The following is a 12,795-nucleotide window of genomic DNA, read 5'->3' on the forward strand; positions in this document are numbered from 1 at the left end:
CTCTATAAAATAGTATCCAGTTTAGTCTTTATTGGTTTTGCTCTTAGAAAGTGGACATTACCTTTTAGATTTGATCATGCTATATAAATCGCGTTTCTCCAACTTCAGTGTGTAATTAAATTGAAAAAAAACGATATATTTTTACTTTAAATTAAAAATAACCTACAGCGCAAATGTGGCATTTACATGTGGATGACCCGCGGGTCATCTGAGTGACAAAAAAAGAGCACCTGAAGTGCTCTTTTTTGAAGTTAAACGCCGTGATTAGTCACGAACAAATTCAACAGTACCATTTGCCAAAGACTTTACGCGTGCCAAAGATTCAACGCGGTAGCCTTTTTCAAGCAAAATGTCACGACCAGGTTGGAATGATTTTTCAATCACAATACCGACACCGACAACTTCTGCTTTCGCTTGGTGAATTAGGTCAATCAGCCCCAATGCTGCTTGACCGTTAGCCAAGAAGTCATCAATCACGAGGGCTTTATCTGCTGAGCTGATGTGCTTATTTGAAATTGCAATCGTGCTTTCCGTTTGTTTGGTAAACGAAAAGACTTTTGAGCGGTAAAGGTCATCTTTTAAGGTTAAAGATTGGTATTTACGCGCAAAAATAACGGGCACGCCCAGTTCTAAACCTGCCATGATTGCAGGTGCGATACCTGATGCTTCAATCGTGATGATTTTAGTGATGCCTGCATCTTTAAAACGAGCAGCAAATTCTTTACCGATTAATTGCATCATAACCGGATCGATTTGGTGGTTTAAGAAAGCATCAACTTTCAGAACTTCATCAGATAGAACGATACCTTCGCTTAAGATTTTCTGTTCTAGTGCGTACACGGGAGAATCCTCTAGGGGCAGGTGCTTTTTCAAGCAAAAGCGTATTTTAGGAAGCACCTGAAAAAATGCAAGTAAAATTCGTCAAAATGACTAATTGCTTGCACCTTTATAACCCGTTAATAGCAATCCATAGGATGTTTTCTTATCAACATGGCTGACTTTGACTGGAAGGTAGTCCAATTTAGGTGCTAACCAGAAAATGGTTTCGCGGCCAGGTTTGTCATGTTTCATGACTACTTTAATCGTGTCAAAGGTGCCATAATCGGTTTTGATTGACTCAGAGCCTTGCTTCACAAATTTACGTGCTTCGACTTCTTTGGCATCGGCCAAATAATAAGTCGATTTTAAACCGCCATTTTTGATGTCTTCCCGAAGTTGTAATTCAGCATTCAGTTCATCCAGTACGCCAGCTTTCCAAGCGAAAGAACGCGCTTCTTTGTCTTTCTTGGTGTTGATGGTTTTTGCCGCTGGATTGAAGTTAATACTCATGGTGTTGTTATGCACCAAAATTTTACTGCTACGACTAAAACTGCTGGACTGAATTTGCTTACCGTTGAAACTAAAGCGACTGCTTTCGGTTGCAGAGGCGATACCACCAGCTTTGGCTGCAAAGACATAGTTCCAGTTGTTGCCCGATTTCGATAACGTACGTGACGCTGAGCCCATGTTTTTGCCATTATAGTTAAATTGATAACTGGCTTGGAATGGACTCATGGCAAAGGTTTGACTTGAGAAACCGACAAATAGCAAGGTGCTGACACCTGTTGCCATTGCGACTGTTTTCAACATTGATTTAGCCATAAGAAAAAGTTTCCTATTCAGTTGTAGGCACAAATTTTTTGCATAGAAATATTATGCACGTTGATTATGAAGAAAAAATTCGAAACATAGGGCAAACTGTAGTTTTATGTTTCTTTTACCCACCTTAAGTCACATTTTAGTCGCAGCATCCCGAGTTATTTTTGTCGAATTGGCGAGACCGTGCTTTCGTCTAGATTGGGTTCAATCAAGTCATGGATAGAGGTTTGCGAAAACTTATTAAATAACGCTGTTAAGTTGACATTACCGATCACCACCAATTCTGCTTCACGCAATACGGCATGATTGACATGGACTTTACCTAAAGTATCGATAATGGAACGGTTTTTCCCTAACCAGCGATTCAGATCCAAATGCAGCAGATCATCTTTGACTTTAATCACATTCAGTTTTTCTAAAATCATGCCTAAGGGGTCTTGATTCAGGACTTTTTGATAAAAGAATAGGGCACAGCGCACGCCAATTTTATGAAATACCGTTGGATATTCAGCATCCAGAACACTGGTGTCACTGATTTGCTCAAATACAATCAACTGCGTTTTTTTATTTAACTCCATTTGTGCCAGTTTCAAATCTACCGAAAGCGTGAGTTTGAGCCCGTTATAGTCGAGTGTGGCATATAAGCGTAACCAATCATCATGTAAGTCGGCATGCAGGTCTTTCAACATTCTCACGTTATCGGTCACAAAACGTTGAAAAGTGGCATTTAAAAAGACTTGAGACATTGGAAACTCGCGCTCATCCTCAATAAATCCTTCCGCCTTTTGATAAACTTGGCGTAAACGATTTGAAATGTTGGAAATAAGCGTTTGCATAAGAGGCGTCCTAGCTAATCAACGTGTTTGAGCGATCAGATCTCTGGTCGAAATGTTTAAAAAATACTGTTCATGAACCTTGCAGTTTAGCAAAATTAATTGCACCATTTTCATGATTTTACGAAACAGTGAATCTAAAGGGCACAAGGTCTCATTCTACGCAATAAAATGAAGACTGTGTCTATTTTATACTGCGCGCATGCGCTTTGGGGAACAAGACAAATTGTCGGTTTGGTGTGATGCTTAGAAAAATAAATGTAATGCCTTTGGCTCATGATTGGTGGAAAGACCCAATTTTTACAGCGACCGTCGTACTGGCGGTATTTTTGCATCTCGTGATTTTGACTTTGCAATTTGCGATGCCTCAAGAAAATGATGCGGCAGTGAAAGAAATTGCCGTTACCTTGCGTCCTTCTGATCAAAAAATTGAAAATGCAGATTTTTTAGCGCAAGCCGATCAACAAGGTTCAGGGACCTTTCGTGAATCACATCGCATGTCGAGTGACATGCCTGCACCGATGCTTGAGCAAAGTACAGGTGAGCAGCAGCGCGAGACTTTAGAGCAGATTCAACAAAAACGTGAGCTGAATTTTGAAGAAAAACTGTTGATGACGACTTTAAGCTGGCAAAAACAAGCTGAGGATAATCAGCGCAAAAAAGCCATGGAAGAAATGAACAGTCAGTTTCAAGCCAAAGCAGCAATGGTGGCCAGCCTTGAAGCGCAATATTTACAACGCCAACAAAACTTTAGCCGTCAGCAAAAAATTAAAACAGTCGATGGTATTCAAGCCAAGCAAGATATTTCGGCCGCCTATCTTGAAAAGTTCCGTCAGAAAGTTGAATTTTATGGCAACCGTTACTATCCAGAAGCAGCTAAACAGCAGCGGCTGGCGGGTGAAGTGCGTTTAATGGTGATTCTAAATGCATCAGGAGGCATCCGCGCTATTCGCCTGATTGATAGTTCAGGCCATGAGATGCTTGATGAGGCTGCAAAAGCGTCGGTGCGTAAGGCCGCACCATTCGGTGGATTTGATGCCAAAATGAAGGATATTTCTGAGTTACGCATTGTGCGTACATGGCGTTTTGACCCAGCAGAGGCGGAGTTTGAAGTGCACTGAGCTGTGCACTTTTAAGTATACTCTGATGATTTTGCTTACTTCGATTTATTGGGTTGCGCGGACATAGGCCCCGTCTTGACGTCCACCGATCCAAGTCACAGTTAAATGAGACTCTTCCACATCTAGGCGGCTAGGAAAGATTTCTAAATGCTTGCTATATTTCGGCAATGCCTTTAAACCAATGCAGTTGCCATTTTTCCACCATGTCCCCTCAGCATATTGATCTAAAGAGCCGACAGCTAAGTACCATTTAAATTTACCGTTGGTCTCTAGTAAAAGCTCGGAACCGACCTCCATAACACCCTGCAAATAATAATGTCCAGCCCACGCCTGAGCTGTGTCTTGAAACTTTACTTTCTGACAGGATGTTTGATTTTCATCATTGCTCTTGGCATAAAGTGGCGTGGTGCAGAATAGGGTAATAACGCAGAGTAGTTTTGAAATCGATGTATGCATTTTTATAATCTCTTCATTTATTTTTTCATCTTGCATTATTTTTAACATAAATAAACCCGACACATCGAGATGAATCAGGTGAGTTGTTTCAGATCTAATAGCTATTGTTCTAAATAAGGGTTTTCAAAACCGAGTTTAGCCAAAATTTCAATTTCGATACCTTCCATTTCTTCAGCATCTGCTTCTGACGTTTCATGGTCATAGCCCATGAGGTGCAAAGTGCCATGTACCAACATATGAGTGAAATGCGTCAGTGGCGCTTTGTTTTGTTCTTTCGCTTCCAACAGCACCACAGGAATGCAAATGACTAAATCGCCAATAGGAAATGAGTCAAGAATTTGCGCCATTTCATCGGGCAAGTCACTCGGGAAAGATAACACATTGGTTGATTTATCTTTGCCGCGATATTCCAAATTCAATTTATGACTTTCATCATGGTCGACACAAGCAATGCCAATTTCACAGTTACTCTGTGTGTCAATATGGCGTAAAACAGTTTCTACAACTTTTTTGATATAACCACGTTTCAAGACCAATTCAGGTGCTTGAAAGTCCTGTTGTAGAGAAAGACTCAGTTTCAAAATAGATCCTTAAATAATGACATCTGCGGGCATTTTAAAATGCCCGCAGGCTTTAACTTAATGCTGAGCATCGGCAGCGGCATCATTTTCAGCCACTAAGGCCTCTTGACGCGCTTTGCGTTCAGCACGCGCTTCAGCCGTTAAGCGATGTTGTTCTGCATCCCATCCCTCATAAGCTTCAACAATTTTTTGCACTAATTGGTGGCGTACCACATCACGAGAGTGGAAGCGGGTAATGTGAATTTCTTTGATTTTGTCGATGATGCGTAAAGCATGCGCCAGACCAGATTGCTGACCACGCGGTAAGTCGACCTGTGTGATATCGCCTGTAATCACTGCGCGCGAACCAAAGCCTAAGCGTGTGAGGAACATTTTCATTTGTTCAGGCGTTGTGTTTTGTGCTTCGTCTAAAATCACGAAAGAGTGGTTTAAAGTTCGACCACGCATATAAGCCAGTGGTGCGACTTCAATCACTTGACGTTCAATCAGTTTGGCTACTTTTTCAAAACCAAGCATTTCATACAAGGCATCGTAGAGTGGGCGCAAATAGGGGTCGATTTTTTGGCTTAAATCACCCGGCAGAAAACCAAGTTTTTCACCTGCTTCAACGGCAGGGCGAACCAATAAAATTCGTTGAATTTCATTACGTTCTAGCATGTCAACTGCGGCTGCAACTGCGAGATAGGTTTTACCTGTACCCGCAGGTCCAATACCAAAAGAAATATCGCTTTGTAGAATACGCTGCACATAACGCTTTTGGTTGGCACCGCGTGGATTGATACGACCTTTACGGGTTTGGAGCCACACTTCATCTAAACCAGTGTGCTCTTGTCCGTCGAGGTCTTCTTGCAATTCACGGTCAGTCTGACTGCCTTGAATCATGAGGTGTAAGGTATCGGCACTGATTTGTGCTGTATTTTCTGCTTCTTCATGCAGGCGATGGAGCAGACCTTCTGCTCTCTCAACTGCATCCATTTCACCATCGACATAAAATGCATCACCTCGATGGGAAATAGTGACATCTAAACGCTGTTCGATTTGTTTCAAATGACCGTTATAAGCACCGAGCATGCTCTTTAAACGTTCTATTGAAACCCCAGGAAAAGTTACTGTACGTCGAATCGCTGCAGTCAAGAGAATTCCTTTAAGTAGTCAGAATCTATTCCCTTACATTACGCCACGTCAGGCTCAAGATTCAAGAGTTCACCATAAACAAAATTCAAAGTTTTAATCTCGGTCACTTCGATTTCGGCGAAACGTCCGATCCATGCTGCATCACCAATAAAACTCACATAACGAGTGTTATCCGCCGTACCAATCAGTAAGTTTGAATCTTTGTCTGAAACTTTCTCGACCAAAACACGTTGAATGGTGCCGAGCATGGCATCGGTCTTGTCAATACTCGAGCGTTTGATCCATTTTTGAACTTTACTGAGACGCTCTTTTTTTACCTCTTCAGAGGTAGTGTCTTCAAGATCAGATGCAGGTGTACCTGGACGTTTTGAATAGACAAAACTGTAGGAATGGTCGAAGTCCATATCTTTGATGAATTGATAGGTTTCTTCAAAGTGAGCATCGGTTTCACCCGGGAAGCCAATGATGAAGTCACTGGATAAATGCATATCAGGACGGACTTTACGTAATTTGGCAATTTTGTCGATATACACATCAATGGTGTGGTTACGCTTCATGGCTTGCAATACATCGTTTGAGCCACTTTGTACAGGCAAATGCAGATGCGACACCATTTGCGGTAGGTCACGGTAACATTCAATCAAGTCATCATTAAATTCAAGCGGATGTGAAGTGGTGTAGCGTAAACGCCCAATCCCCGGGATTTCTGCAACAAGACGTAACAAGTCTGCAAAAGTACAGATATTGCCTTCGAACGTTTCACCGCGGTAACCATTCACGTTTTGACCCAATAAAGAAATCTCACGTACGCCTTTTTCGGCTAATGTCGCAATTTCTGCTAAAACATCATCCAATGGGCGAGAAACTTCTTCACCACGGGTGTAGGGCACTACACAGAATGAACAATATTTTGAACAACCTTCCATAATTGAAACAAAAGCCTTGTAACCTTCCACACGCGGTTCAGGTAAAAAGTCGAATTTTTCAATGTCAGGGAAAGAAATATCGACCAATTTGATTTTTTCTTTCTTGGGTTTTTCGATTTGATCAAAGTGCTGATCCAGCATTTGTGGCAAACGGTGCAAGGTTTGCGGGCCAAAAATCATGTCGACATAATTGGCACGTTTTTGAATGTTGTCGCCTTCTTGCGAGGCCACACAACCACCGACACCAATGATGAGATCCGGATTTTTGTCTTTCAGCTTGCGCCAGCGACCCAATTCAGAGAACACTTTTTCTTGGGCTTTTTCACGAATCGAGCAGGTATTCATGAGTAGAATATCGGCTTCTTTCGGGTCTTGGGTCAGCACATAACCGTGCGAGTCGCCAAGTAAGTCTGCCATACGGTGACTGTCATACTCATTCATCTGACACCCTTGCGTTTCGATATACAGTTTTTTAACTGATCCATCGATGGCTGGGGTGTGCTGTGGCTGGGTAACAGTGTTTTCTGAGGCAGCTTGGGCACCATTTGGAATGAAGGTTTGAACCGTCATGTAGGCTCCTAAGGGGGGATAAATCTAGGTTTTTGTGTCTGATCGGTATCTGTGGCGGCGAAAGCAGAGCTTGGCTGGCGACAAAAAAGGGCGATCAAACACCATGTGAAATCTACGAAAGGCGCATATTTTAGCAGGAAATCTGAATAAACTTATAGCTTTAAATCTGAAGCTAAAAAGATTGATTTGTGAAGTGAAAATGCAGGAAAATTAATATTGTCTAATCATAAGGTTACATAAGAGAACAATAGAGTCTGTTATGAGTTATTAAACTAATGAAAATGATGAGACGAGACTAGGCAATCCAAAGATGACTGAAGGCAAACCCATGTTAAAACGATTACAGAATAAATATTATCAAGTGTTTGCGTTGGGTGTGGCTGCCTTGGGTCTATCTGCAGCGACACATGCCGCAGATGAACAATTTAATGATGCCTTGCGTGCAACAAATACAGGTAATGTTGGTTTATTACAGCAATATCAAAGCAGTATGCAGGGTGATGTGCTGGGCTATTATCCTGAATACTGGGTGCTTAACAGTAATTTGGCGTTGCAACCTGCGGCGAATATTGTTGGATTTGCACAGCGCTATCCGCAATCTGCCATGGCTGAGAAGTTAGCAGCAGATTACATCGAAGAAAAAGTCAAAATGGCCGATTTTGCTTCCGCGCAGCCGGTATTGGCCTATGTGTCCAATGCAGATCGCGCAGAAAGCTGCGCCATGGCGCAAGTCCGTGCCAAGTCAGGCGATCCTTTGGTTTTTGCCGAATATAAAGATGTTTGGCTCACCACCAACTCACAACCTGAGTCTTGTACAGGGCTGGGGCGCATGATGTTGTCTAGTCCACTGATGACGGAACAAGACAAACAACAACGTTTATGGGCGCAGCTGCGTGCAGGGCAGTCAGGTCAAGCGGTTGCAACCGCACAAACCATTGGCATGAATCTGTCTTTGGCGCAGCTGAATAGTATTCAAGCCGATCCACTGAACTATCTCTGGTCCGCACCGAAAGCGTCGGCGGCAGATCAAGCATATTTAATTTATGCCATTGGCCGTTTAGCCGACAGTGATCTAAATACTGCACTGGCGTCGGTCAAGCGTGCTGCAGAGGGAACACCAGAGTCGGTGCAAAAAGCGTTGTACCGTGCTGTGGGGTATATCGGTGGCACAACCGTCATGAAAAATAATTTTAATGTCGAAGTGTTGCAAGCTTTCGATCGGAGCTATGGTTTAGCACTGAGTGAAGAAGAAGCTGAAATTTATGCACGCCAAGCCATTCGTTTCGGCGCATGGGAGAGTGTCATTCGTGCCATTGATGGCATGAGTGTGACGCAGAAACAAGAAGATCGCTGGCAGTATTGGTTAGCCCGTGCTTCAGAACAACGTGGTGATGCAAAATCAAAAGCACTGGCGCGCGAGATCTTCAAAAAATTGTCAGTAGGTGACGATTATCATAACTTATTGGCAAAAGATCGTATTGGTCAGCGTTATCAAACGATTCCAGCAAATACCCAACCGAGCAATGCGGATGCGCAGCGTTTGAGTCAAGATATTCACTTTAGCCGCGCTTTTGCACTGCGCAACGTCAATGCGCCAGACAATTATGTCAACCGTGAATGGAATTGGGCAGTTCGACAAGCGTATTTAAAACAAGATGATGGCTTAATTTTGGCTGCTGCCAAACGTGCAACCGAAATGGGATGGTATGACCGCGCGATCTATGCAGCCGATCGAACCGTCAAGCAACATAACTACAGTTATCGTTATGCCATGCCGCATCAAAGCTATGTGGTCAGCCATAGTCGCAATGCAGGCATAGATCCTGCATGGGCGTATGGATTAATGCGCCAAGAAAGCCGATTTGTTACCCATGCTCGCTCGCATGTGGGGGCAGGTGGTTTGATGCAAATCATGCCAGATACGGCAAAACTAGTCGCTAGACAAATGGGTGAAACCTATAATCCTGCTGCACTGAGTGATATGAATACCAATGTTCGTTATGGCACATTCTACTTGTCCATGATTCAAAGCCAATTAAGCAACAGTCCTGTACTTGCCACAGCAGGTTATAACGCAGGGCCAAATCGTGCGCGCCGTTGGCAGCCTGATAATCAGCCGATTGCGGCGGATCAATACACAGAAAGTATTCCTCTGACTGAAACTCGCGATTACGTTAAGCATGTCATGAGTAATGCGACACATTATGGTGTTCTGCTTGGACAGGGCCCACAGTCAATCACCCAGCGCATGCAAAATATTCCATTTAGAAGTCAATAATAAAGGCCTAGGCATTTTATGGTTTTGATGTCATCCCAATCAGTCTTAACGCAAAAGCTTCTGCTGTTGATCAGCAGCGGCATTGCTATGGGGTTTTTTGCGACATCAGCCCATGCAACACCGACCGTGTTTGGCTATGTGATGGAAGTTCAAATGACACCCGCCGTGTGTTTGTTCGATAACCAAGGCTCAAAGAAACGGAAATGTTTGGAAGGCTATTCACTCAATATTACAGGCTTGTACCCTGAAACCACGACACGAGAGTGTCAGACCAAGTCTTCAGCTGTATTGTCTCCGCTTCAAACTAAAGTGGTGGCTAGGGTCATGCCCGATGAGCATGCACGTCGTCAGTTGTGGGCAGAGATTGGGGGGTGTGTGCCGATGAGTGCCAGTCAATATTTCCGTAACGTGATTAATTATGCAGAACGTTTAAAAATCCCCGCAGATTTGACTTCATCTGAAAATAAAACCGCGCAACTGCATAGCTTACGTGGACAGTTCCAACGTTTGAATCCTGGACTGCCTGCAAGCGGGTTACGTTTTAGCTGCCGTACTCACCGTCAAACCAATATTTTGACCGAAGTCAAAGTTTGTTATAAACCCAATGGTCAGTACAAAGGTTGTGCAGAGAATATACAAGAAAACTGCCCAAATTCTTTTGCGATCAAGGGTTCTTACTAATCTCTTTCCCTAAATTAATTTATATTTCCTATCATACTTTTGTTGGAATTCATTCTCTTTTACATGCATCTGCCAAAGTATTGGAGTACAATCTTTGCCGTTTATGATTATTAAGATTAGATAGAACAGCTATTTAATCATATAACGTTCCTCAAATGGAGATAAGTACATGAAGCAACCTGTTCGCGTTGCCGTTACTGGCGCTGCTGGTCAAATCGGTTATAGCCTATTATTCCGTATCGCTAGTGGCGAAATGTTAGGTAAAGACCAACCAGTTATTCTGCAATTGTTAGAAGTTCCTTTTGAGAAAGCTCAAGCTGCGCTTAAAGGCGTAATGATGGAATTAGACGACTGTGCTTTCCCATTATTGGCTGGCATGATCGGTACTGATGATCCAAAAGTTGCATTTAAAGATGCTGACTACGCGTTATTGGTTGGTTCACGTCCACGTGGTCCTGGTATGGAACGTGCTGACTTATTGAAAGTGAACGGTGAAATCTTCATCGGTCAAGGTCAAGCACTAAACGAAGTTGCTAGCCGTGACGTTAAAGTACTTGTTGTAGGTAACCCTGCAAATACAAATGCTTACATCGCAATGAAATCTGCTCCAGATCTTCCAGCGAAAAACTTTACAGCAATGTTACGTCTTGACCACAACCGTGCGTTGACTCAAATTGCTCAAAAAGCGGGTGTTGCTGTAGCAGACATCAAAAACATGACTGTTTGGGGTAACCACTCTCCAACAATGTATGCTGACTACCGTTTTGCAACTGTAAACGGCGAAAGCTTAAAAGACAAAATCAACGATGCTGACTGGAACGCGAATGTATTCCTTCCAACTGTTGGTAAACGTGGTGCTGCGATTATCGAAGCGCGTGGTTTGTCTTCAGCAGCTTCAGCTGCGAACGCTGCGATCGACCATATGCGCGATTGGGCTCTTGGCACAAATGGCGAATGGGTAACGATGGGTATTCCTTCTGACGGTTCTTATGGTATTCCTGAAGGCGTAATGTACGGCGTTCCTGTAACTTGCGAAAATGGCGAATACACACGTGTTGAAGGCTTAGAAATCGATGCGTTCAGCCGTGAGCGTATGGACAAAACTCTTCAAGAACTTGAAGAAGAGCGCGCAGCAATTGCTGACATGCTTAAATAATTAAAAACCGATCGGTTCAAGATCTGTTTTGAAAAAGCACTCCATTTGGGGTGCTTTTTTTATATGGGGCCCGTATTGAACAAAAAATAACATGCTGTGATGTAGATACAACTGAGCATAGATGGGCAAAGGTTTATTCTAAAAGGGCATGATCAGGGCTTGAGGAGAACAATGATGTTTGACCAACAACCGACTTTAGAACTTTTATTTGAACAATTGGGGCTTGATGCGAGTGCAGAAGCAATCGATCAGTTTATTGAAACACACCAACTTACTTCAGACGTTCCATTGCATAAAGCACCCTTTTGGTCAAAAGCACAGCATGACTTCATTATCAGTAATTGGAAAAAAGATGATGAATGGGCAATGGTGGTCGACCTGTTAAATGAACAATTGCATACAGAACATACGCTTTCAGGATCGTGTCATTTATAATCACAAATTGAAACAACAAACCTAGTTTTATGACTAGGTTTTTTTAGAAAATACATATAAGTTAATTTAATAATAATTGACAGTAGTATTGATAAGGAGGCCGAGATGCTCAGTCAACATAAACCATCCTTAGAGCTTTTATTTTCGCAACTGGGACTCGCCAATAGTGCGGCTGCCATCGAATTATATATTCGTACGCATCAACTTCCTGCTCATCAGTCTTTACACGATGCACCGTTTTGGAATTCCGCTCAACGTGCGCTATTAATCAGTCATTTGGTTCAAGATGATGATTGGGCGATTATGGTTGATGAACTTAATCAACAGCTACATCTCGATGCTTATAAACTTCAAACTGCCTAAATTGATTTTATGCCGTTGTCATTTGAATAGTAGAATTGACCCATAAGAAAACGCCTGATTTCAGGCGTTTTTTTATTTGTACATTTTAGTGCAATTTACTTTGCATCAGCTTGATAAACCAATCTTCTTGATGAAGGTCAACAAAAGCGGCATGTTCACGTAGTAAAACGAAATCAAACTCGTTACTTTTCGTATATTTGCCAAGCCAGTGTCGTGCCAATGCCAACTCTTTTCGACTGACCGAGGCATAGGCCAAAAACAGGTAAATATCGCCCTGACCATAGCTGGTCAATGGTTTTAAAATTTGCTGTGTAATCAAAGCAAAGCGATCTTCTTTGGTGATTTCAAAGTACAGCATATAAGCCTTGGCAAGGTGCAAAGACAAATTGAGGTACAAAGACAGAGGCATTTCCTCAAACTCAATTCGACCTTGCTCAAGTAATACCACCGCTTCTTGTAAAAAGTGGACTTGCTCTTGGCGCAGCTGGCTTAGTGTGACTAACTGTAAGCGCAAATCAGCACGCTCAAGGGCTAATTCAGGGCTATTGCCTTGTAGGTAGAGTTGATCTGTTTCACCAATACGCTGAATAATTTGTTGACTGCTGGCACGCATCGGTTACATC

At 42.7% G+C, this 12,795-nt stretch carries 14 protein-coding genes; 6 read left to right on the forward strand and 8 right to left on the reverse strand.

The features are described 5' to 3' along the window. Positions 1 to 264 precede the first annotated feature (264 nt). The 3 genes from AC5EUN_RS01510 to AC5EUN_RS01520 form a co-directional block, all read right to left on the reverse strand. Positions 265 to 840 carry a xanthine phosphoribosyltransferase gene (locus tag AC5EUN_RS01510; RefSeq protein WP_004691243.1) on the reverse strand — a complete coding sequence of 192 codons (576 nt, stop codon included), beginning with the start codon at positions 838 to 840 and terminating at the stop codon, positions 265 to 267. Positions 841 to 930: 90 nt separating this feature from the next. Further along, positions 931 to 1,641, reverse strand: a complete 711-nt coding sequence (locus tag AC5EUN_RS01515) for a DUF3108 domain-containing protein (RefSeq protein WP_078389870.1) — start codon at positions 1,639 to 1,641, stop codon at positions 931 to 933. Positions 1,642 to 1,796: 155 nt separating this feature from the next. After that, positions 1,797 to 2,474 (reverse strand): hypothetical protein, encoded by a 678-nt coding sequence (locus AC5EUN_RS01520; protein ID WP_125274119.1) that lies wholly within the window; start codon positions 2,472 to 2,474, stop codon positions 1,797 to 1,799. A gap of 260 nt (positions 2,475 to 2,734) precedes the next feature. Between AC5EUN_RS01520 and AC5EUN_RS01525 the strand changes: the two genes are divergently transcribed. Next, complete coding sequence (locus AC5EUN_RS01525) at positions 2,735 to 3,592, forward strand: energy transducer TonB (RefSeq protein ID WP_062032467.1); 858 nt, start codon at positions 2,735 to 2,737, stop codon at positions 3,590 to 3,592. 45 nt (positions 3,593 to 3,637) lie between these two features. On the opposite strand, the gene AC5EUN_RS01530 is transcribed toward AC5EUN_RS01525, so the two are convergent. The 4 genes from AC5EUN_RS01530 to miaB all read right to left on the reverse strand — a co-directional run bounded on the left by AC5EUN_RS01530 (position 3,638) and on the right by miaB (position 7,259). Beyond that, the gene (locus AC5EUN_RS01530) at positions 3,638 to 4,048 is read right to left on the reverse strand and encodes a hypothetical protein (protein WP_125274118.1); all 411 of its coding nucleotides are present in this window, start codon (positions 4,046 to 4,048) and stop codon (positions 3,638 to 3,640) included. Positions 4,049 to 4,149: 101 nt separating this feature from the next. Next, positions 4,150 to 4,629 (reverse strand): rRNA maturation RNase YbeY, encoded by a 480-nt coding sequence (gene ybeY, locus AC5EUN_RS01535; RefSeq protein WP_078389867.1) that lies wholly within the window; start codon positions 4,627 to 4,629, stop codon positions 4,150 to 4,152. Between the two features lie 57 nt (positions 4,630 to 4,686). Continuing rightward, entirely contained in the window at positions 4,687 to 5,763 is a 1,077-nt protein-coding gene (locus tag AC5EUN_RS01540; RefSeq protein WP_004977846.1) for a PhoH family protein, read from the reverse strand. A gap of 38 nt (positions 5,764 to 5,801) precedes the next feature. Continuing rightward, positions 5,802 to 7,259 (reverse strand): tRNA (N6-isopentenyl adenosine(37)-C2)-methylthiotransferase MiaB, encoded by a 1,458-nt coding sequence (miaB, locus tag AC5EUN_RS01545; RefSeq protein ID WP_078389866.1) that lies wholly within the window; start codon positions 7,257 to 7,259, stop codon positions 5,802 to 5,804. Positions 7,260 to 7,569: 310 nt separating this feature from the next. Between miaB and AC5EUN_RS01550 the strand changes: the two genes are divergently transcribed. The 5 genes from AC5EUN_RS01550 (at position 7,570) to AC5EUN_RS01570 (ending at position 12,172) form a co-directional block, all read left to right on the forward strand. Beyond that, complete coding sequence (locus tag AC5EUN_RS01550; protein WP_131230638.1) at positions 7,570 to 9,537, forward strand: lytic transglycosylase domain-containing protein; 1,968 nt, start codon at positions 7,570 to 7,572, stop codon at positions 9,535 to 9,537. An 18-nt stretch (positions 9,538 to 9,555) separates the two neighbouring features. After that, positions 9,556 to 10,218 carry a ribonuclease T2 family protein gene (locus tag AC5EUN_RS01555; RefSeq protein WP_131230636.1) on the forward strand — a complete coding sequence of 221 codons (663 nt, stop codon included), beginning with the start codon at positions 9,556 to 9,558 and terminating at the stop codon, positions 10,216 to 10,218. 169 nt (positions 10,219 to 10,387) lie between these two features. Beyond that, complete coding sequence (locus tag AC5EUN_RS01560; RefSeq protein ID WP_004691225.1) at positions 10,388 to 11,374, forward strand: malate dehydrogenase; 987 nt, start codon at positions 10,388 to 10,390, stop codon at positions 11,372 to 11,374. 174 nt (positions 11,375 to 11,548) lie between these two features. Then, entirely contained in the window at positions 11,549 to 11,809 is a 261-nt protein-coding gene (locus tag AC5EUN_RS01565; RefSeq protein ID WP_004691222.1) for a DUF2789 family protein, read from the forward strand. Positions 11,810 to 11,914: 105 nt separating this feature from the next. Continuing rightward, the gene (locus AC5EUN_RS01570) at positions 11,915 to 12,172 is read left to right on the forward strand and encodes a DUF2789 family protein (protein WP_004691219.1); all 258 of its coding nucleotides are present in this window, start codon (positions 11,915 to 11,917) and stop codon (positions 12,170 to 12,172) included. 85 nt (positions 12,173 to 12,257) lie between these two features. Here the strand turns inward: AC5EUN_RS01570 and AC5EUN_RS01575 are convergent, their stop codons facing one another. Further along, the gene (locus tag AC5EUN_RS01575) at positions 12,258 to 12,785 is read right to left on the reverse strand and encodes a hypothetical protein (protein ID WP_131230633.1); all 528 of its coding nucleotides are present in this window, start codon (positions 12,783 to 12,785) and stop codon (positions 12,258 to 12,260) included. Between the last annotated feature and the right edge of the window lie 10 nt (positions 12,786 to 12,795).

The sequence above is a fragment of the Acinetobacter sp. CAU_H_S170_2 genome (assembly GCF_058890445.1).

Excerpts from the sequence above, each read along its gene's own strand:
- AC5EUN_RS01515 (WP_078389870.1), bottom strand. The coding sequence starts at position 1,641 with ATGGCTAAATCAATGTTGAAAACAGTCGCAATGGCAACAGGTGTCAGC.
- AC5EUN_RS01520 (WP_125274119.1), bottom strand. The coding sequence starts at position 2,474 with ATGCAAACGCTTATTTCCAACATTTCAAATCGTTTACGCCAAGTTTAT.
- AC5EUN_RS01525 (WP_062032467.1), top strand. The coding sequence starts at position 2,735 with ATGCCTTTGGCTCATGATTGGTGGAAAGACCCAATTTTTACAGCGACC.
- AC5EUN_RS01530 (WP_125274118.1), bottom strand. The coding sequence starts at position 4,048 with ATGCATACATCGATTTCAAAACTACTCTGCGTTATTACCCTATTCTGC.
- miaB (WP_078389866.1), bottom strand. The coding sequence starts at position 7,259 with ATGACGGTTCAAACCTTCATTCCAAATGGTGCCCAAGCTGCCTCAGAA.
- AC5EUN_RS01550 (WP_131230638.1), top strand. The coding sequence starts at position 7,570 with ATGACTGAAGGCAAACCCATGTTAAAACGATTACAGAATAAATATTAT.
- AC5EUN_RS01555 (WP_131230636.1), top strand. The coding sequence starts at position 9,556 with ATGGTTTTGATGTCATCCCAATCAGTCTTAACGCAAAAGCTTCTGCTG.
- AC5EUN_RS01560 (WP_004691225.1), top strand. The coding sequence starts at position 10,388 with ATGAAGCAACCTGTTCGCGTTGCCGTTACTGGCGCTGCTGGTCAAATC.
- AC5EUN_RS01565 (WP_004691222.1), top strand. The coding sequence starts at position 11,549 with ATGTTTGACCAACAACCGACTTTAGAACTTTTATTTGAACAATTGGGG.
- AC5EUN_RS01570 (WP_004691219.1), top strand. The coding sequence starts at position 11,915 with ATGCTCAGTCAACATAAACCATCCTTAGAGCTTTTATTTTCGCAACTG.
- AC5EUN_RS01575 (WP_131230633.1), bottom strand. The coding sequence starts at position 12,785 with ATGCGTGCCAGCAGTCAACAAATTATTCAGCGTATTGGTGAAACAGAT.